Source organism: Candidatus Dormiibacterota bacterium, assembly GCA_036495095.1.
Lineage (GTDB): Bacteria > Chloroflexota > Dormibacteria > Aeolococcales > Aeolococcaceae > CF-96.
The window spans coordinates 42409-61362 of record DASXNK010000014.1 but is presented as its reverse complement, the minus strand read 5'-3'; the positions used below and the strand labels follow the sequence as shown (position 1 = coordinate 61362).

Sequence of the window (18954 nt, the reverse complement as noted above, 5' to 3'; positions counted from 1 at the left end):
GCCCAGTGCTCCTCGAGCAGTGCGACGTGCACTGCAACGAGACTCATGACGTCACCAGCGTAAGGCCAGGCAGCTCAACAACGGTGTACATCTCGAACGCCGGCATTCCAGTCGGCTACCTGATCACATCTTCCCCCGCCCGGGTTCTTGGCTGCTTGACCTTTAGGTACGACCATCAGCAGGATGGGCTGACCATGAAGATGTCTCAAATGGAGAAACTCCCGGCGACCAGGTGTCCGAGGGAAGGCTGACGAGTCCTCCGGTCGCTCGCTGGGCGCCGACTGCATGTAGCCGCGCCTTGACCGATTGTTCAGTGAGGCTGAGCGCGCGATCGGGGCCATAGAGGTCGGTGCTCAAGCGACACCACCATGGACCACGCCATGGTGCTTACGCCTGAGATGCGCCGTAGAGCACAAGCCTGTCCCGAAAGTACCTGCCACAGCGCTCGGAACCGGGTGTGAGGTTAGTGGTCATGAATAACACCAGCCGGCCGCGGAGCACGGGCTCGGCGATGATGAAGTGAAAGCGCTTTGCCCGGTCGTACAGGATCTGCTGTCGCTGCAGCCGCCCTGCGATCAGGTCGTCGATCCGGGGGAGGGACGGGTCGTAGAGGGTGACGATCAATCGCCGTGGCCAGCCAGGCCAGCGCATCCCAAACTGCACGTTGGTGTCGTGGTCACCACTCAGCACCACCGTGATCGGATCGCTTCGCCACCAGTCGATGCTGAGGCGAAGCACGTGCGGGCCTTCGGGCATAGGCAGTTGTGCCGACGTGCCGGGCCGCAAGCGCGCAACCCTGGCGCCGTCGAGGTGGACACTCACCCGTCGGAGCATGGCAAACCGGTCCGCGTCTCTGTGGACCGTCAGCACCGGCTCAGCCGCGAGCGACCGGATGCGGCACTTCCTCACCCGTCGCGACCGGCGCGTCGGGCCTCGTGGACCAGTCGCTCCAGGAGCCGGCCTCGTACCCGGCCCGGCCAGGCTGGCCGTCCTCCCACCGGAAATCGATGACGCGGAGTGTCGGATCGGCCAGGTGCGCGGTCAGCCAGGTGCTGTCGACCATCGGTCCGAAGGTGCTCATCAGGGAACCCATGTGACGCGGTGAAGCTGCTCGTCGAGCTGCCCGACGGCTGGGGCATCGTGCCATGGAGAGAGCTGCCGCCTCACGCTCATGATGCGCTGGACGTGGGCGACCAGGCCGCCGTCGGAGGTCAGCTCGCGCGAGTCGGTGAGGAGGCGGCAGCGTGGTCCACCTCTCCGTCCCTGGCGTAGGCCATCGCCAGGTCGGCAAGGATCGTGGATCGCACGGAGACGAGGGAGGCATCCACTCCGAGGAGTGCGTCCTCGATGTCGCGTGCCTCGGCGGTGCTCAGCACCCGGACGGCCCGCTCGAGGTCGCGGTCCGCGCCGCGGGCGGCGTGCTCCTCCGCTCGCCGGACGGAGAGCCAGGTGCGCAGCCACGGGGACGCGGGAGCATCGCCGGCGGCGGGCGTGAACGGGAACCTCAGCTACCGGAAGTTCGGCGGACCAACCGCGTCCAGAGCTGAGCGATGCCCCTTGGGGCAGAGGTCCGTGCCCCCTGGTCGGGCCGAAGAATCATGGCATTCCGCTCGCGGTGTCTCACGCTGGGCCCCATCCACGCAGCGGAGGATCGGTCATGGGCGAATTCGAGGCTGGAGCCTACATCGGCGACGATCGCAAGCTCTACTGCGACGGGGGCGCGCCGGACCCCTTGGGTCGCTGGATCGATCAGTACGGCTACGTGCGGATCGGCGGCGAGTCGGACAACAACTTCGAGGACGGCTGGTACGTCGACGATACCGGCCTGCTCCACGACATGAACGACGCATCGCGGGGCGTCAGCGTGGAGGTTCCCGCGAATTTCTGGGTGCAGTCGCACGACGCCGGCACCGTTGACCCGAACCAGCCTCTGTGGGGGGATGCGGGCGGCGGCACCGACGTGCACATGTCTGACACGACCGTCGGCCAGTCCGCCACCGAGAAGCTGGCCCGCCAGCGGGCGGTGACGGACATGGTCCAGCAGATCCCCAGGACCCAGGCTAAGGACGCCGGCGGCGGCGACCTCACCTGGGCCGGCAGCGAGGAGATGCCGCAGAGCGGGATCATGCACGGCCGCACCGTCGGCACCGAGTTCCAGAACGAGGCGACCCAGACCACCCCGTTTCGGGCCGGCACTCTGCGCAATGCGCAGCCTGTGGGGGACCAGTGGACGACGGCGCAGGGCGAGTCCGATCCGACCACCGTGCACCAGGGGGTGCACGAGGCGACCGTGAACGACGCCGGCTTGCTCGTGGGTCCGGACGGCCAGCCGCTGAACGGAACGCTGGGATTCGTCGTCGACCCGAACGATGGAAGCCTGTACACCTTCCAGCAGAACGAGATGTGGGCCAGCCTCGGGACCGGGTGGGTGAACATCACCGGTCAGCCGCGGACGATCCTCGAGGAGGCGCTCGGCAACGGCCGGCAGATCAAGGCGGTCCACCACAGCACCGCTCTGTACGGAGCCCCCGCCGCGGGCGCCGGGACCATCACCGTCGTCAACGGCACGATCACGAACATCGACAACGAGAGCGGACACTACAAGCCGGAGGCCGAGTACATCTGGCAGACCCTCGTGTGGCTCGAGGCCCAGGGGATGCCGGTCGGCGAGATCAACGTGAGAATCGTCGCGACCGACCGGGACGCCGAGAAGTACCTCAAGGCGTGGAAGCTCGAGCAGGCGCGCGGCAACGTGACCCAGGTGGCGGCAAAGGACAGGATGCAGGACGAGCTCCAGACCAACGCCAAGATCGCCCGACTGGTGCCTGGCTCGCTGCAGCAGCAGCACTACCAGGCGACCGGCAGCTGCCTGGCGCTGAACGTGGTGGGCGTGCCGGGCTCGTTCTACTGCACCTGTGACTCGGACCTCGACCTTCCCCCGACGTATGCGCCGATCCTCAATGCGGGGCCGCAGCCGTACTGAGGTCGGGATCACGCCACGGGCGCCGGCCGGGCCCGGTGTGGGGGTGACGCGACGATGGGTCATCGAGCCTCGTCTCCCGCTCCACCTCCCACCGGGTCGTTGCCCCAGCCAGCTGGTGCCGTAGGATTCCGCCTCACCGATGCTGGGGATACGGCCGACGAGCCGGAGGAGGCTGTATGACCGCCGCAGCGAGCGCGGCGCTCTCGACCGGCTGCTCGCGGCTGTCCACGAGGGGCGGAGCGGGGTGCTGGTGCTCCGCGGCGAGGCGGGGATCGGCAAGACGGCGCTCCTCGACTATGCCGTCGAGACTGCGTCCGGCTGTCGCCTTGCCCGTGTCACCGGCGTGGAGTCCGAGGCGGAACTGTCGTTCGCCGGACTCCATCGGCTCTGCGGGGAGATGCTGCACCGGCTCGATCATCTGCCCGGGCCACAGCGCCACGCGCTGAGCTCCGCCTTCGGGCTGACTCGCGGCGCACCACCGGACCGCTTTCTCGTCGGCCTCGCCGTGCTCAGCCTCCTGGCCGACGTCGCCGAGGAGCAGCCGCTGCTGTGCGTCGTGGAGGACGGCCACTGGCTCGACCAGGCGTCGGCCCAGGTGCTGGCCATCGCCGCGCGCCGGCTGCATGCGGAGTCCGTGGCCATGCTTGTCGCCATCCGTGAGCCCTGCGCGTCGCCGCGGTTCGAGGGCCTCCCGGAGCTGCGCGTCCCGGGGCTTCCCGGCCGAGACGCCCGCGAGCTGCTCGCCTCGGTCACCCCGGGCGGGGTCGATGCCCGCGTGGGCGAGCGGATCGTCGCCGAGACCCACGGGAACCCGCTCGCCCTGCTGGAGCTCCCCCGCGGCCTGCAGCCGGCGGAGCTGGCCGCCGGGTTCGGCCTGCCGGGCGCGCTGCCGCCCGTACCCGACCGCATCGAGCAGACCTTCACGCGGCGGGTCGAGCAGCTGCCGGTTGCGACCCGGCTGCTGCTGCTGGTGGCGGCGGTCGAGCCCACCGGCCAGGCGCAGCTGCTGTGGCGGGCGGCGGGGCGGCTCGGCATCGGCGTCGACGCCGTGGCGCCGGCGGTGGCCGATGGGCTGGTGGAGTTCGGTGTGCGCGTGGCCTTTCGCCATCCGCTGGTGCGTTCCGCCGTCTATGGAGCGGCGTCGCCGGACCAGCGCCGGACCGTCCACTCGGCCCTCGCCGACGCCATCGACCCCGGTCATGATCCCGAACGTCGGGCATGGCACCGCGCCAATGCCGCGGCCGGCCCCGACGAGGCGGTCGCGGACGAGCTCGAGGGTGCGGCGGCCGGTGCCAGAGGTCGAGGAGGCCTGGTGGCGGCCGCGACCCTCCTCGAGCGGGCCGCGGCCCTCACCCCCGATCCCGCCCGCCGGGCCGAGCGCCTGCTCACCGCCGCCGATTCCCAGCTCGAGGCGGGATCGCACGGGGCTGCGTCGCGGCTGCTCGACGGGGCGGACGTGGGACGCCTCGACGAGCTGCAGCACGCCCGACTGGAGCGGATGCGAGCGTGGATCGCCTTCGTCACCCGGCGTGGCCGCGATGCGCCTTCCCTGCTTGTCAGCGCGGCACGCAGGCTCGAGCCGCTCGACGTCCGGCTGGCACGCGAGACCTACTTCGAGGCGCTGGAGGCGGCGATCGCCGCTGCCTTCCACGGAAGCGGACCCGTGCTCCTCGAGGTGGCCGAGGCGGTTCGTGCCGCGCCGCCGGCGCACGAACCGGCGCAGGCGAGCGACCTGGTGCTCGACGGCCTCGCGCGACTCTGGAGCGAGGGGTACGCGGCGGCAGTGCCCCCGCTGGAGCGGGCGCTCGGCGCCTGTCGCCACAGCGACGATCTCCGGACCCTCCACTCCGCGGTGCGCGCCGCGCGGGAGCTGTGGGACCACGAGGCCTGGCTCACCCTCGGTACGCGCTGGGTGGAGGTCGCGCGCGCGGCCGGCGCGCTGACCCTGCTCCCGCTCGCCCTCAACCACATGACCGGGGCGACCCTGATGACCGGCGACCTCGATGCGGGGGAGGCGCTGATCGAGGAGGCCCGATCGATCACGACCGCGACCGGGAGCCCGTACATCTCCTATGCCGAGGTCTACCTCGCCGCCCTGCGCGGCGTCGAGCCGACCTATGACCGGATTGCCGAGGAGATGCTCGAGGACGCGGAGGCTCGTGGTGAGGGGTATGCGATCACCACCATCGAGTACTCGACCGCGATCCTCCACAACGGCCTCGGGAAGTACGGCACCGCGCTGGCCGCCGCACAGCGCGCGTGTGCGCCCGGCACCATCAGCCGGGCGCTTCCCGAGCTGATCGAGGCGGCGGCGCGATGTGGCCGGCCCGAGCTCGCGGGTCCCTTCCTGGAGCAGCTGTCCGAGCTCGCTCACTGCACCGGGGCCGAGCTGGCACTGGGAGCGCTCGCCTGCTCGCGCGCGCTCGTGGCGGAGGGCCGGGACGCCGAGGACCTCTTCCACGAGGCGCTCGACCGGCTGAGCCGCACCCGCGTCAGGCTCCACCTCGCCCGCGCCCATCTCCTCTACGGCGAGTGGCTGCGAGGCGAACAGCGGCGGCTCGACGCCCGCGAGCAGCTGCGGACCGCGCACCGGATGCTCGTGCCGATGGGTGCGAAGGCTTTCTCGGACCGCGCCGCCCGCGAGCTGCTCGCCACCGGCGAGCGCGCGCCCAAGCCGAGGGCCGGGTCCGGCGGCCGCCTCACCGCTCAGGAGATGCAGATCGCGCGCCTCGCGAACGAGGGCCTCAGCAACCAGGAGATCGGCGCCCGACTCTTCCTGAGCCCGCGCACCGTCGAGTACCACCTGCACAAGGTCTTCACCAAGCTCGGCATCGGCTCGCGCACCGAGCTCGGGAACGTCCCTCCCGGCGTCGTGGGGAGCGTGGGGCAACCGCGCCGCGGAGACCGTGGCCGACGGGATTGAACCCCGTCCGTCGGGCCGATGGACACGGTACCGACGGACAGTCCGACCCCGACCGTCCCGCCGATAGTCTCGATCACAGTTCGGCGGTCGCGCCGGGCTCACGTGCCAGTTCGAGCGGACTGCTGCGACATCCCGTCTGATCGCGGCGCGCGCCGGAGGCCCCCGCCTCCGGTCCAGCAGTCGAGTAGGGAGGTCGAGCGATGCGCCGTCGATGGCTGGTTTCCGTGCTCGCGTTGTGCGTCGCCCCGGTGGCGATGTCGCTCTCTTCGGTGGCGGGAGACTCCGCCCCCGGGACCTCGCGGTACGTCGTCGTCCTCAAGAGCTCCGCCGTGGCCTCGGACGTGGCCAGCACCGCGACCGGGCTGGGCGCCACCGTCGACAGCCTCTTCGGGACGGTCGACACCCTCGTCGTGTCGCTCCCGCGGCTCGCCCTCGGCACCCTCCAGCATGACCCACGGGTCGCCTATGTCACGCCTGATCGGCCCGTCCAGCTCCTCGCCGGCACGACGCCGGCGACGCTCCCAGCGGTGCCCACCGGCGTTGCCCGGATCGGCGCCGCACCCGCGCTCAACCCCGACGGCACGGTCGCGGTCACGACCTCCCCGGCCAGGAAGGCGGCGGTCGCCCTCCTCGACACCGGGATCATGAACCGGCCCGACCTCAATGTTGTCGGCGGTCACGACTGCTCCTCCTCGTCCGGCGACCTCTCCGGCAGCACGGCCGACGACAACGGCCACGGCACCCACGTCGCCGGCATCGTGGCCGGCAGGGGGATCCCCGGCGTGATCGGCGTCTCGCCTGGCACCCCGCTCTACGCCGTCCGGGTCTTCGACGCCGACGGGTCGGGAAGCACCTCGGCCGTGATCTGCGGGCTCAACTGGGTGGCCAAGAACGCCGCCGCCGACAACATCAAGGTGGTCAACATGAGCCTCGGCGGCCAGGGGTCGGACGACGGCAACTGCGGCGCAACGGACCAGGACCCGTTGCACACCGCGGTCTGCCGGGTGACCGGTGCCGGCGTGACCGTCGTGGCCGCCGCCGGCAACGAGAGTGGGGACCTGGCCGGCTCGGCGCCGGCCGCCTATGGCGAGGTGCTTGCGGTCACCGCCATGGCCGACTTCGACGGCAAGCCGGGCGGCCTCGTGTCCACGAGCCCGTGCAGCGGCCGGCAGAAGGACGACACCGCCGCCACCTTCTCCGACTACGCCGTCCCCGGCTCGGCCGACGCCAACCACACCATCGCCGCTCCCGGCGTCTGCATCACCTCGACATGGAACGACGGCGGGACCAAGACGATCTCCGGCACCTCCATGGCCTCGCCCCACGTCGCAGGCCTTGTCGCCCGCTGCATCGACGCCGGCCCCTGCACCGGCATGACGCCGGCCCGGATCATCGCCAGGCTCCGGGCCGACGCCGCCGCCCGACCGGCGGACCAGGGCTTCCTGGGCGACACGAGCCACCCGATCGCCGGGAAGTACTACGGCAACCTGGCACACGACACCGGGTACTGACGTCGCCCTCTTCAGGATGTGCAGCGCCTGCCCGACCTGGGTTGCGGTTCAGGACGACTGGGGAAGGAACTCCTCGGAGGCCCTCCTGCTTTTGCACGTATCTCGGCTCAACCCGCGAATGCGACCATCGGGGTCCCCGCCCAGGTCGTGGGCGCCGCTGAGGAGAACCCCATGGTGCGCAGGGCCGTCATGTTCGCAGCCACGGTGACCCTCGGCCTTGGCGCCGTCGGCGCCGTCGGGGTCACCCACTCCCGAGCGGATTCGGGGACCCACTGCACGTTCCAGCACGTCCCCAACCTGAGCCCCGGCCTCTCCTTCCAGTCCAGCACCGGCACCTTCACCGACCCGGGCGGCGGCACCGCCATGTGCAGTGGCGGCATCAGCGGCTCCGGGGACTACACCGACAGCGGCACGGTGTCGGGGACCTGCCAGGGTGGCGGCGTCGCCGAGGGCGACCCCACCTTCACCATCGGCGGCAGGACCTTCACCGATCACATCAAGATCACCTTCGGCCAGCCGTCCACCAAGGGTGGGGTCGTCCATGCCGACTTCGAGGGCAGCCGGACGAAGGGCACCATCGAGCTCACCCCGACGAAGGGGGACTGCGTCCTCAACCCCGTCACCCAGGTCAAGGGTGTCGGTGAGTTCGCCCTGAAGTAGCGGTGCCGGCGCGACCGGGACGCCGTGTCGAAGCGGTCACCCGGCGAGTGGCCATCGTCCGAGTCGTGGAAGGCGCGACCGCACACCGCGGCCTCGAGCTCAGGGCTCCGGGACGCGCAGCGGTTCCGGGTGGTCGGCGAGGGCGATGACCGGGCGCGGCGTGATCCGGTGGCCGAGGAGGACGGGCCGGTTGGCCTGGCCGAGCAGCAGAGGGAGCAGCTCGTCGGCGCGGATGTGGCCGTACCAGCCTCGGTGGGCGGGCCTCTCCCCGAACTCGGTCACCTCGTCGGCCCGCACGGTGGGGCCGGCGACGACGAGCGGGGTCGGCTCACCGGCGTGCATCACCCCGTGGGTGGACGGGGTGGCGTGGTCGCCGGTGACCGCGACGATCGCGCCCGCCGCCAGCCCGGACAGGCCGGCGAGGCCCCGGTCGACCGCCGTCAGCACGTCCCGCTTGGCGTGGGGCTGCTTGCTGTGGCCGGCCTCGTCCGTCGCCTTGGTGTGCACGTGCACGAACCGTGCCCCGCCGGCGACCAGCTCGGTCGCGGCCTGCACCCGGGACGCGAGGTCCGACTCGAGGTCGTCGACGGCTGGGAGATGGATCGCGGACATGCCGAGCGCGGCGGCGAGGCCTCGGTAGAGGCGGGTGCCGGTGACCGCCGCGCCGGCGACTCCGACCTGCTCGACGAAGCTCGGGATCTCCCCGCGCGTCCCCGCCCACTTCGTGGTGAGCACATCCAGCGCGGGGAGCCCGCGCTGCCGCCGGGCCGCGTTGACCCCGCTGGCCACGAGGTGGGCGCGCGCGGCACCCAGGACCGCGGTCAGCGCCTCGGCGAAGGCCGCGCCGCGCGGGCTGGTGGGCAGGGGCCGCAGCCAGGGGTGGAGGGTCTCGAAGAACGGGTCGGAGTCGGTCACGTCCGCATTGGCGTGGGCGGGCGAGGTCAGCAGCGCCTCGCCACCGCCACCGAGCGGCTGCAGCCGCACCTCGAGGGGGGCGAGCACGGGCTCGAGCTCGGCCAGCAGCGCGGCCGCGTCGGACTCGTCCGCCCGGCCCGCCCGGCCGGTGATCCAGAGCAGGTCGCGCTCGCGGCAGGAGGTTCGCAGCGCGGCGTGGGCGACGGCGGTGTTGGGGACGACCGGCAGGCCGGCGCCGAGGGCCTCCAGCACCGCGCGGCCGGGGAACGGGACGCCGGCGAAGCCGAACATCGCCCAGTGCGCGAGCTCGGAGGTCGGGGCGCGGCCCCAGCCGAAGGGCAGGTGCCAGCCGCTGGCACCGGCCCGGGCGAGCGCGTCGAGGTTCGGGGTGTGCGCGGCCTCGGCCGGGGTGCGCCCGCCGAGCTCCGGGATCGGCCGGTCGCCCAGCCCGTCGAGCACGACCAGGACGATCGGCAGGCGGTCGTCTCGGTCGCTGGCCGGTCTCATCGCCGGTCGGCTGTCGTGACCGGGGTGAGCAGGGTCTTGAGCACCGGGACCACCGCGGCGGGCACCAGCTCCTCCCAGTCCGAGCCCTGCTCGATCCGGGCTCGGATGACGGTCCCGGACAGACGCCCGACCGGGTCACCCTCGATGACCTGGACGGCGTATCCGGCAGCGGCGAGCAGCCCCGCCTTCCGCCGTTCCCAGTCGCTGTAGGCGCGCACCAGGTGCCGGGCGTGCAGGGGCACGTAGCCGGGCCAGTGCTCGGGCCGGGTGAGGTCGAACGGCACCATCGTGGTCCGCTCGACGAGGCCGCGGTCGGCGAGCGCGGCCTCGAGCATCCGAACCCGCTCGTAGTAGCTGAAGGGGTTGGCCGAGGGCCGGTGCCGGTGCGCCGAGGTCGCCTCCTCGCGGAGCGCGCCGGGGTCGGGGTTGGTGATCGCCACCACCAGCCGGTCGGCGCCGCGCAGGGCGATCTCGAACAGCTCCAGGTGCTGGGCGTGCACCGGCTGGAAACGCCCGGTCACGCACGCCAGGGCAGCCGCCGGGGTGCTCACGACACCGGCTCCCGGTGGCGCAGCAGGCCGCGGGCGATGGCGTTGCGCTGGATCTCCACGGTCCCGGCCGGGATGCGCAGGTTCCGCGCCACCCGGAACAGCTTCTCCTCGGGGGAGCCGCGCAGCAGCCCCCGGGCGCCGCGGGCCTGCACCGCGTTGTCCGCGACCCGGAAGAAGGCCTCGTCGTTGATCAGCTTGACCAGGCTGATCAGCCGGGGGGCGTCGGGGTGCAGCGGGATGCGGAAGGGCCCCAGCTCGTCGAGCTCGGCCTGGGCGACCAGCGACGCGGCCCGGGCCTGGTAGATGTCGGCGTCCATGCTCGCCAGCAGGTGCTGCACCGCCTGCAGCGAGGCGATCGGCCGGCCTCCGGACCTCCGCTCCTGGGCGTAGGCGAGCGCGCGGTCGAGAAGCCACGCCCCCCAGCCCGCACACATCCCGCCCCGGCACAGCCGCCGCCAGTTGATCCACGACATCGCCAGCGCGAAGCCGTCGCCGATCTGCCCGACGACGTTCTCCGCCGGCACCCGGACGTCGGTGAGCTCGAGCTCGCCGGTCAGTCCGTCGTCGAGCATCGTGGGGATGTCGCGGCCGCGGCGGAACCCGGGGGCGTCGCCGTCGACCAGGAACATCGACAGCGACCTGGTGCCCGCACCGGGCTCCGTGACCGCCACCACCGCCACGACATCGGCGAAGTGCGCGTTGGTGATCCAGGACTTGCGCCCGCTGACGATCCAGTCGCCGCCGTCGGGTCGGGCCCGGGTCGACATCCGCAGCACGTCGGAGCCGACGTCCGGCTCGGTGTTGGCGAACGCCGCGGTGATCTCGCCGTCGATCAGCGGGGTCAGGTACCGCTCGCGCGCCGCCGCCGAGCAGTGCTCGAACGCCGGGCTGGGACCCTCGGTCCAGGCCAGCGCCGCCAGCCCGAGACCCAGACCGGAATGCCGGTAGACGAACTCCTCGACGTGGTGCATCTCCACCCGCGAGAAGCCGCCCCCACCCACCTCCGCGGCGGTGTGCGGCGCGTACAGACCGGCTCTGGCGGCACGGCGCTGCACCTCTCGGCGCGCCTCCCAGACCTCCGGGTGCATCCGCCCGGCCTCGTCCAGGTGCGGCTGCCCGGCGGTGCCGACGCCCCTGCCGGCGAGCTGCTGCTCCAGCGGTGCGACCTCATCGTCGAGGAGGCGGCGGAACCGCTCGGTGTGGTCGCGGACCCGGTCGCTGATGCCGACGCTGCCCTCACGCGTCATCGGGTGCACTCCTCACTGGTCCTGTGAACCCCTCTATGCTGCTGCGCCGGGATCCGCGGCTGATCGACCGCCCCGCATCGCCGGACTTCGGGACCGTGTCCGCCGCACCGACGGGCGGTCGCCCTGTTCCCCCGCCCGGCGTCGGGCAGCGGCGCGGTCAGGCGGGTCGCGCGTACATCAGCGACCCGGGGGTGGTGAGCAGCTCGCCGGTCTCGAGCAGCGTCTTCAGGCCGGAGAGGATCATCGGCCAGCCACCGTAGAGCTGGTCGTTGGCCCCCTCGCGCAGCTGATCGTGGGTGACCGTCAGCCGGCAGGAGTCGCCGACGGGTTCGATCTCCCAGGTCACCCTCGAGGTGCCCTCGCTGCGCACGTCCTCGCTCCAGAGGGCCACCATGCTCTGGATCAGCCGCCGCGGCGGGTCGGCCTCGAGGATCTCGCCCTCGCCGAGCAGCTCGGGGTGGGACGGGTGGCTCTGCTCGTAGCGAGAGCCCGGGGCCCAGTCCGAGGTGATGCGGCAGCCGAAGGTGTACTTGCTCCGCATCTCGCTGTCGGTGATCGCCTCCCAGAGGCGCTCCGGGCTGGTCTTGATGTAGATCTCGAAGACCTTCTGCATGGCGCTGTCCCCCAGGTGTTGTCGAGCTCGGAGCCCGCCGTGGGCCAACTATACGTGACCATATGGTCACATGTCAAGCCATTCGGCCTCGCTGCGGCGACGGTATTCGATGAGCGTATGGGCGCCGGGTCCTGGGGAGCCGCGCTCATGTGCCCGGCTCGAGCCCGGCGCGCCGGCCGCCTTGGTCGGCGCGCACCAGCGTCCCCCGGGGCTGGTGGTTCTGTCGACCGTCCGGTCATCGGGTTCCCACCGGCGTCCGGTGACGCCGCGCGGGCCGTCGCATACCTTCGGCGCATGCACGACACCGCATCACTTTCGGCCTCGCCCGAGCGAGGGCGAGGCCCCCGCTTCCTCGACGACCTCTTCGCGTCGGTCGTCGTCGTCCTCGTGGCCCTGCCGCTCTGCCTGGGGATCGCCCTGGCGTCGGGCGTCCCGCCCGCCCTCGGGCTCGTCACCGGTGTGGTCGGCGGCCTGGTCGTCGGGTTCCTGCAGGGCTCGCCGGTCTCGGTCAGCGGTCCCGCCGCCGGCCTGACCGTGCTCGTCGCCGAGATCGTCCGCGAGGGTGGCCTGGTGCTCCTCTCGGCGGTCGTTCTCGCCGCGGGCGTGCTCCAGTTCGCCGCGGGGCTGGCCCGCCGGGGCCGCTGGTCGCGAGCGGTGCCCCCGTCCCTGGTCCACGGGATGCTGGCCGGCATCGGCGTGCTGATCATCGCGGGGCAGGTGCACGTCATGGTCGGCGCCCATCCGCGGGAGAGCGGCCTCGGCAACCTCCTGGCCGTCCCCCGATCCCTGGCCATGGTGCTCCCCGTCGACGCGCCGCACACCGAGGCCGCCCTGGTGGGGCTGCTGACCATCGCCGTGCTCCTCGCCTGGAGGCGGTGGGCGTCGGGGCGGCTGGGGCTGGTCCCGGCCACGCTGGTGGGCGTCGTCGCCGCCACCGCGGTCGCCAACCTCGCCGGCCTCCCGGTCGCCCGCGTGGGCATCCCCGACCGGCTGCTCAGCGCCGCGCACCCACTGGGCCACGCGGCCCTGTCGCTCCTCGCCCGCGCCGACACCTGGGTCAGGGCCGCGGTCCTCGCCCTCGTCGCCAGCGCCGAGACGCTGCTCTGCGCGGGGGCGGTCGACCGCCTCCACGGGGGGGCACGGACCGACCACGACCGGGAGCTGCGCGCCCAGGGCATCGGCAACCTGATCTGCGGCGCCCTCGGCGCCCTCCCGATGACCGCAGTCATCGTCCGGTCCAGCGCGAACGTGCGAGCCGGCGGCCACACCCGGGCCTCGACCGTGCTCCATGCGCTGTGGCTCCTCGCCCTGGTCACCCTCGCCCCGGGCGTCCTCCGGCTGGTGCCGATCTCGAGCCTGGCCGCGGTGCTGGTCGTCACCGGGTGGACGCTCATCGACCGCGCGGCGGTCCGCCAGCTCGCCGGCCACGGGCGGGGCGAGCTCGCCGTCTACGCCGTCACCGTCGCCGGCATCGTCGCCATCGACCTGCTCACCGGGGTGCTGCTCGGCCTGCTCGCCGCCGCCGGGATGCTCCTGCTCCGTCTTTCCCACATCGACGTCGACCTCGCCCACGACCCGGCCTCGGCGAGGACCACCCTGCGCCTCCGCGGCTCGGCCACCTTCGTCCGCCTCCCGGCGCTCGCCGCCGCCCTCGAGCAGGTCGCGCCGGAGCGGGAGCTGCACCTCCATCTCGACGAGGTCGGCCACATCGACCACGCCGCCCTCGACCTGCTCACCGGCTGGGTCCGGGCGCATCGCGCCCGCGGCGGCCTCGTCACCCTGGTCCCGGCGCTGCCCGCCGCCACCGGCTCGCCCGGCGCCGCCGAGCCTCGGTGAGGCAGGCGCTCAGCTGCTGCGGTGGCGGAGCCCGGCTCGTCCTCGAACTATGTCGTCAAGAATCTCCAGATCAAGCTATTATGTGAGGGATGTCCAATGACGCGATCGACCGGATCGTCGAGCAGTGGAACCGTGAGCGCCCCGACCTCGACGTCTCTCCCACCCACGTCCTCCAGCGGATCACCCGGCTCTACCTCCTCCAGTCGGCGAGCTTCGCGGAGGTCTTCGCGCGGTTCGACCTCAGCTTCGGCGAGTACGAGGTCCTGGCCGCCCTGAAGCGGTTCGGCCCGCCCCACCGGCTGAAGCCCACCGAGCTGGTCGGCGCCCTGGTGCTCTCGTCGGGGGCGATGACCAACCGCATCGACCGGGTCGAGGCGGCGGGCCTGGTGGAACGGCTCCCCGATCCCGACGACCGCCGCGGCACCCTGGTCGCCCTCACCGAGAGGGGACACGCGGTCGTCGACGAGGCGGTGGTGGCGCACGTGGAGAACGAGGAGCGGCTCCTGGGCGCGCTCTCGTCCGGAGAGCGCCGCCAGCTCACCGACCTGCTCCGCACCCTGCTCGTCTCCGAGCCCTTCACGGCGCTGGATCCCCGCCGTCCCGCGGGGAGGAACGGCGTCGACGCCGAGCCTGCGGCGAGGACCCGGAGGCCGCGCCGCCGCTGAGCCCGGCCCGATGCCCCTGGGGGGGATGATGGCCGCATGACCGCGCTCCTCGACCACCTCGGCGGCGCCCTGCGGCTGTCCTTCGCGATGTTCTGGGAGGTGCTCTGGCCGCTGGCGCTCGGCTTCCTCCTCTCCGCGGTGGTGGAGACGCTGGTGTCGAGGCGGGCGATCTCGCGGGCGCTCGGCCGCGACTCGGTGCGGTCCGCGGCGCTGGCGACCGGCTTCGGCGCCGCCTCCTCCTCGTGCTCCTACGCCGCGGTGGCGGTGGCGCGCACCCTCTTCCGGAAGGGGGCGACCTTCACCAACGCGATCATCTTCGAGTTCGCCTCGACCAACCTCGTCTTCGAGCTCGGCCTGGTGCTGCTGATCCTGCTCGGCTGGCAGTTCCTCTCCGCCGAGCTGGTGGGCGGCCTGGTCATGGTGGTGCTGCTCGCGGTCATCCTCCGGCTGACCCTGCGACCCGCGATGGTCGAGCGCGCCCGCGCCCAGGCCGAGCGCGGCCTCCCCGGGAGGATGGAGGGGCACGGCGCCATGGACATGTCGGTCACCGACGGCCCCTTCCTGCGGCGCCTCCTCTCACCCCGGGCGCTGACCTCGATCAGCCACTACTTCTTCATGAACATCTACAGCCTGTGGTCCGACCTGCTGATCGGCTTCCTCGCCGCCGGGGCGCTCGGCGCCTGGGTGCCCGACGCGTTCTGGAGCAGGCTGTTCCTCGGCGGGAGCGGCCCCGGCGCCGAGGTGTGGGGGGCGCTGGTGGGGCCGCTGGTGGCGGTGATCAGCTTCGTCTGCTCGGTGGGCAACGTGCCCCTCGCGGCGATCCTCTGGTCGGGGGGGATGAGCTTCGGCGGGGTGATCTCGTTCATCTTCGCGGACCTGGTCATCATCCCGATCATCAGCATCCACCGCCGCTACTACACCGGCAGGGTGAGCGCCTACCTCCTCGCCGTCTCCTACGCGACGATGGCGCTCGCCGGGCTCTCCGTCGGCCTGCTCTTCCGCGCCCTCGGCCGCACCCCGACCGACCGCCACGTCACCGTGTTCGAGTCCACGGTCTCGTGGAGCTACAACACCGTGCTCGACATCGTCTTCCTCGCGCTGGCGGGGCTGCTCCTGGTCAGGTTCCTGCGCACCGGCGGGGTGGCGATGCTGCGGGCGATGGACCATCCCGCGGACGACCACGACCACGCCGCCATCGCCCACCAGCACTGATCAGGGCGGGCGACCGTCAGCCCGAGCGGTCCTCGATCTCCCAGGCGTGGTCGAGGACGTGCCAGGCGCCGCGCCGGATCAGGTAGCGGGGCGGCCAGCCGCGCTCGTCCGGCGGGCTGCCATCGGAGGGGCGGGCGAGCGCCTCGCGGAGCCGGGCGCGGAGCAGGGCGACGTGGCCCTCGCGCCACTCCGCGGCGGTGAGGCGGACGCCGGCCTTCCGCGCGTAGCTGCGCTCCGCCTCGACCACGTGCTCGACCACCGCGTCGCGGTCGCGGCCACCGCCGCGCGGTCCCTTCCGGAGCTGCGCCGGCGCCGCGGCGGCGACCGCGTCCAGCTCCTCCCAGCCGGCGGCGAGCAGGGCGACGAGGCGTCCGGCTCCGGCGGCGTCCAGGCCGAGACGGTCGGCGCCGGTGACCGCCTCGGGGGCGCCGAAGTCGGTGGTCATGCCGCCGGCGACGGTCTCGACCACGGTCAGGGCCCCGGCGGCGCCCGGCGGCAGGGTGATGCCGGCCCGCTCGGTGACCCGCGCGTAGCGCGGCGCGTGGGCGGCGAGCGCCTCGAGGGCGGCCTCCGGACCGCCACGGGCGACCCGGCACCAGCCCGGCCAGTCGACCGCGGACGCGAAGGTGCGGCGGGATCCGATCTCGATGGTGACCGCGGTCTCGGGGGTCGGCGTCACGGACGCAGAGCATCCCACCTCGGCGGTGGGGGTGGGGTGACCGGCCGGGCGGCGGGACGGCGGAGGGGTAGCCGCCGTCCCGCGCCCTGGGACCGAGCCTCTCGAGACAGGATGCTACACAGGCCGTGTTCTCCCCGCGTAAACAGATCGAGGGAAGCCGCGGGAGGGCTCGCCGGAGGCTCGGCCGGCGGGTGCGCCTGCTAGCCTGGGGCCATCCCCACCGCCAGCACCGCCGGCCGCGCCGAGGATCTGCTGTCCCAGGCGATCCCGGGCGCCACCCTGCACACCGACCAGGCACGGGCGATCGCCGCGCTCGTGGACGACGCCGCCCGGGTGCTGGTGGTGCAGCGCACCGGTTGGGGGAAGTCGGCGGTCTACATGATCGCCACCCGGCTGCTGCGCGAGCGCGGCTCCGGGCCGGTGCTGCTGGTCAGCCCGCTGCTGGCGCTGATGCGCGACCAGGTCGAGGCGGCCACCCGCCTCGGGGTGCGCGCCGCCACCCTGAACTCGAGCAACCAGGCCGACTGGCCGGAGATTCTCGCCGACCTCCGCGCCGGCGGCATCGACCTGCTGCTGGTGAGCCCCGAGCGGCTCAACAACCGCTCCTTCCGCGAGGAGGTGCTGCCCGGGCTCGCCGCCGGCACCGGGATGCTGGTGATCGACGAGGCCCACTGCATCTCCCAGTGGGGCCACGACTTCCGGCCCGACTACTTCCGGGTGCGCACCCTGCTGCCGCTGCTGGCCGAGGGCACCCCGGTGCTGGCCACCACCGCGACCGCCACCGCGAGCGTGGTCGAGGACGTCGCCACCCAGCTCGGGGTGGAGCCACTGGTGCTCCGGGGCGACCTCGACCGCGAGAGCCTCCACCTCGGCGTCGTCCACCTCGACACCGCGGCGGAGCGCTACGCGTGGATCGCCCACAACCTGCCCGGGTTCGCTGGCGCCGGCATCGTCTACACCCTGACCGTCGCCGAGGCGGAGCGGCTGGCCGGCTTCCTCCGCCTCCGCGGCATCGACGCCCGGGGATACACCAGCCAGACCGAGCCCGAGGAGCGGATCGCGATCGAGGAGGCGCTCCGCGCCAACCGGCTGCGGGTGGTGGTCGCGACCAGCGCGCTGGGGATGGGCTACGACAAGCCCGACCTCGCGTTCGTCGTCCACCTCGGCGCCCCCAGCTCGGCGGTCTCGTACTACCAGATGGTCGGACGCGCCGGTCGCGCCATCCCCCGCGCCGACGTGGTGCTGCTGCCGTCGCCGGACGACGTCGCGGTGTGGCGCTACTTCGAGAGCACCGCCTTCCCGCCCCGCGAGCAGGCCGAGGCCGTGGTCGCCGCGCTCGAGCACGCCGCCCGTCCCCTCGGCGAGGCGGCGATCGAGGCCAGGGTCGACATCCGGCGGTCGCGCCTCTCCACGATGCTGCGGGTGCTCGACGTCGAGGGGGCGGTGGAGCATGTCAAGGGCGGCTGGGTGCGCACCGGCAGCCCCTGGGAGTACGCCCAGGACCGCTATGCCCGGGTGCGGGCGGTGCGCGAGGCCGACGCCCGGGAGATGCTCGCCTACGCCCGCACCGACCGCTGCCGCATGGCCTTCCTCCGCGCCGCCCTCGACGACCCCCGGGTCGACGCCGAGACCCGCTGCGGCCGCTGCGACAACTGCACCGGCCGGCCGCTCTCCACCGACGTCCCGGTGGCCCTGGTGGCCGAGGCGGAGCGCAGCGCCCGCGATGGCGACCTCGTCATCGAGCCGCGGAAGATGTGGCCGTCGGGGCTGGAGGATCGCCGCGGAGCGATCGCGGCCGGCCTCCGCGCCGAGGCCGGGCGGGCGCTCTGCGACGCCCTCCAGCCCGGGTACGCCCGGCTGCTCCGCCCCCTCCTCGACGACCCGTCGTCACCACTGCCCGGCGAGGTCGTCGACGGCCTGGTCGGGGTGCTCGCGCGCTGGGGGTGGCCCCAGGGCCGTCCCGTCGGCATCGTGCCGGTGCCCTCCCGCCGGCACCGGGCGCTGATCGACGCGGTGGCCGCCGCCCTCGGCCGGATCGGCCGGTTACCCGTGTTCCCGCTGCTCGAGCGGTCCGGTGCGGAGGCTCCGTTCCAGGCCGACCTGGAGAACAGCGCCCACCTGTGCCGCAACGTGCTCGCCGGCTTCACCCTCGCCGGGCCGCCTCCCGAGGGCCCGCTGCTGCTCCTCGACGACCTCACCGGGTCGGGCTGGACGCTGACCGGGCTGAGCGCGCTGCTCCGGGAGGCGGGGGCGGGGCCCGTCTACCCGCTGGTGCTGCAGCGCGGTGGTGCCTGAGGCATGGTTTCCCACCCCCGTGGTAGTCTGTGAAGCAGTCGGCCCACAGAGGGCCGCCGGTCGCTCGTCGTCGTACCACCTTCTCGAATCGGACGCGCGCTCGTGAGTGGAAAGTTCTTCGGGAAGGTGTTGGAGACAGCCAGAAATGTTGACTGGTAGTGTCAAGAAGGTCGTGTCCGATCGTGGCTTCGGCTTCATTGCCGCAGACGACGGGCAGGAGTACTTCTTCCACCGCAGCGGGCTCGACAGCTCGCTCGAGTTCGACTCGCTCGGCGCCGGTGAGCGCGTGAGCTTCGAGATCGAGCGGAGCGACAAGGGCCCCCGCGCGCGTCAGGTCAAGTCGGCCTGATTCGTTGA

The 18954-nt window shown here is 72.8% G+C and carries 16 protein-coding genes and 1 pseudogene; 10 read left to right on the top strand and 7 right to left on the bottom strand.

Annotated elements, in window-relative coordinates:
• Positions 1–251 (top strand): hypothetical protein (locus VGL20_01255; protein ID HEY2702294.1); only part of this gene is annotated, 251 nt, incomplete at its 5' end.
• Positions 252–387: 136 nt separating this feature from the next.
• Here VGL20_01255 and VGL20_01250 read toward each other — a convergent pair.
• A complete protein-coding gene (locus VGL20_01250) occupies positions 388–822 on the bottom strand; it encodes a hypothetical protein (protein ID HEY2702293.1) in 435 nt (144 codons plus the stop codon).
• Positions 823–874: 52 nt separating this feature from the next.
• On the bottom strand, positions 875–1081 hold the full coding sequence (locus VGL20_01245) for a hypothetical protein (protein ID HEY2702292.1): 207 nt from the start codon (positions 1079–1081) through the stop codon (positions 875–877).
• 576 nt (positions 1082–1657) lie between these two features.
• On the opposite strand from VGL20_01245, the gene VGL20_01240 reads away from it, so the two are divergent.
• From VGL20_01240 to VGL20_01225, 4 genes are all read left to right on the top strand, one after another.
• A complete protein-coding gene (locus tag VGL20_01240) occupies positions 1658–2983 on the top strand; it encodes a hypothetical protein (protein ID HEY2702291.1) in 1326 nt (441 codons plus the stop codon).
• A 139-nt stretch (positions 2984–3122) separates the two neighbouring features.
• On the top strand, positions 3123–5906 hold the full coding sequence (locus tag VGL20_01235) for a LuxR C-terminal-related transcriptional regulator (GenBank protein HEY2702290.1): 2784 nt from the start codon (positions 3123–3125) through the stop codon (positions 5904–5906).
• 200 nt (positions 5907–6106) lie between these two features.
• Positions 6107–7417, top strand: a complete 1311-nt coding sequence (locus VGL20_01230) for a S8 family serine peptidase (protein ID HEY2702289.1) — start codon at positions 6107–6109, stop codon at positions 7415–7417.
• Positions 7418–7588: 171 nt separating this feature from the next.
• Positions 7589–8077 carry a hypothetical protein gene (locus tag VGL20_01225; protein ID HEY2702288.1) on the top strand — a complete coding sequence of 163 codons (489 nt, stop codon included), beginning with the start codon at positions 7589–7591 and terminating at the stop codon, positions 8075–8077.
• 99 nt (positions 8078–8176) lie between these two features.
• Here the strand turns inward: VGL20_01225 and VGL20_01220 are convergent, their stop codons facing one another.
• From VGL20_01220 to VGL20_01205, 4 genes and pseudogenes are all read right to left on the bottom strand, one after another.
• On the bottom strand, positions 8177–9499 hold the full coding sequence (locus VGL20_01220) for an alkaline phosphatase family protein (protein HEY2702287.1): 1323 nt from the start codon (positions 9497–9499) through the stop codon (positions 8177–8179).
• On the bottom strand, positions 9496–10050 hold the full coding sequence (locus tag VGL20_01215) for an adenylyltransferase/cytidyltransferase family protein (protein ID HEY2702286.1): 555 nt from the start codon (positions 10048–10050) through the stop codon (positions 9496–9498). Before VGL20_01215 ends, VGL20_01220 begins: the two co-directional genes overlap by 4 nt.
• Positions 10047–11297: an acyl-CoA dehydrogenase family protein gene (locus tag VGL20_01210; GenBank protein HEY2702285.1), complete on the bottom strand. Its 1251-nt coding sequence runs from the start codon at positions 11295–11297 to the stop codon at positions 10047–10049. Before VGL20_01210 ends, VGL20_01215 begins: the two co-directional genes overlap by 4 nt.
• 157 nt (positions 11298–11454) lie before the next feature.
• A pseudogene (locus tag VGL20_01205) lies at positions 11455–11919 on the bottom strand (SRPBCC family protein).
• A 285-nt stretch (positions 11920–12204) separates the two neighbouring features.
• Between VGL20_01205 and VGL20_01200 the strand changes: the two are divergent.
• From VGL20_01200 to VGL20_01190, 3 genes are all read left to right on the top strand, one after another.
• A complete protein-coding gene (locus tag VGL20_01200) occupies positions 12205–13746 on the top strand; it encodes a SulP family inorganic anion transporter (GenBank protein HEY2702284.1) in 1542 nt (513 codons plus the stop codon).
• A gap of 89 nt (positions 13747–13835) precedes the next feature.
• A complete protein-coding gene (locus VGL20_01195; GenBank protein ID HEY2702283.1) occupies positions 13836–14411 on the top strand; it encodes a MarR family transcriptional regulator in 576 nt (191 codons plus the stop codon).
• Between the two features lie 36 nt (positions 14412–14447).
• Positions 14448–15623: a permease gene (locus tag VGL20_01190; protein ID HEY2702282.1), complete on the top strand. Its 1176-nt coding sequence runs from the start codon at positions 14448–14450 to the stop codon at positions 15621–15623.
• Between the two features lie 16 nt (positions 15624–15639).
• Here VGL20_01190 and VGL20_01185 read toward each other — a convergent pair whose 3' ends face one another.
• Entirely contained in the window at positions 15640–16302 is a 663-nt protein-coding gene (locus VGL20_01185) for a hypothetical protein (GenBank protein ID HEY2702281.1), read from the bottom strand.
• Positions 16303–16515: 213 nt separating this feature from the next.
• Between VGL20_01185 and VGL20_01180 the strand changes: the two genes are divergently transcribed.
• Both VGL20_01180 and VGL20_01175 read left to right on the top strand, forming a co-directional pair.
• On the top strand, positions 16516–18597 hold the full coding sequence (locus tag VGL20_01180) for a RecQ family ATP-dependent DNA helicase (protein ID HEY2702280.1): 2082 nt from the start codon (positions 16516–16518) through the stop codon (positions 18595–18597).
• Between the two features lie 145 nt (positions 18598–18742).
• On the top strand, positions 18743–18946 hold the full coding sequence (locus tag VGL20_01175) for a cold shock domain-containing protein (GenBank protein HEY2702279.1): 204 nt from the start codon (positions 18743–18745) through the stop codon (positions 18944–18946).
• Positions 18947–18954: the final 8 nt, after the last annotated feature.

Bases quoted from the DNA above. Each gene is read 5' to 3' on its own strand.
- VGL20_01220 (HEY2702287.1), bottom strand. From the start codon at position 9,499: ATGAGACCGGCCAGCGACCGAGACGACCGCCTGCCGATCGTCCTGGTC.
- VGL20_01225 (HEY2702288.1), top strand. From the start codon at position 7,589: ATGGTGCGCAGGGCCGTCATGTTCGCAGCCACGGTGACCCTCGGCCTT.
- VGL20_01210 (HEY2702285.1), bottom strand. From the start codon at position 11,297: ATGACGCGTGAGGGCAGCGTCGGCATCAGCGACCGGGTCCGCGACCAC.
- VGL20_01245 (HEY2702292.1), bottom strand. From the start codon at position 1,081: ATGAGCACCTTCGGACCGATGGTCGACAGCACCTGGCTGACCGCGCAC.
- VGL20_01235 (HEY2702290.1), top strand. From the start codon at position 3,123: ATGCTGGGGATACGGCCGACGAGCCGGAGGAGGCTGTATGACCGCCGC.
- VGL20_01240 (HEY2702291.1), top strand. From the start codon at position 1,658: ATGGGCGAATTCGAGGCTGGAGCCTACATCGGCGACGATCGCAAGCTC.
- VGL20_01200 (HEY2702284.1), top strand. From the start codon at position 12,205: ATGCACGACACCGCATCACTTTCGGCCTCGCCCGAGCGAGGGCGAGGC.
- VGL20_01230 (HEY2702289.1), top strand. From the start codon at position 6,107: ATGCGCCGTCGATGGCTGGTTTCCGTGCTCGCGTTGTGCGTCGCCCCG.
- VGL20_01190 (HEY2702282.1), top strand. From the start codon at position 14,448: ATGACCGCGCTCCTCGACCACCTCGGCGGCGCCCTGCGGCTGTCCTTC.
- VGL20_01195 (HEY2702283.1), top strand. From the start codon at position 13,836: ATGTCCAATGACGCGATCGACCGGATCGTCGAGCAGTGGAACCGTGAG.
- VGL20_01175 (HEY2702279.1), top strand. From the start codon at position 18,743: ATGTTGACTGGTAGTGTCAAGAAGGTCGTGTCCGATCGTGGCTTCGGC.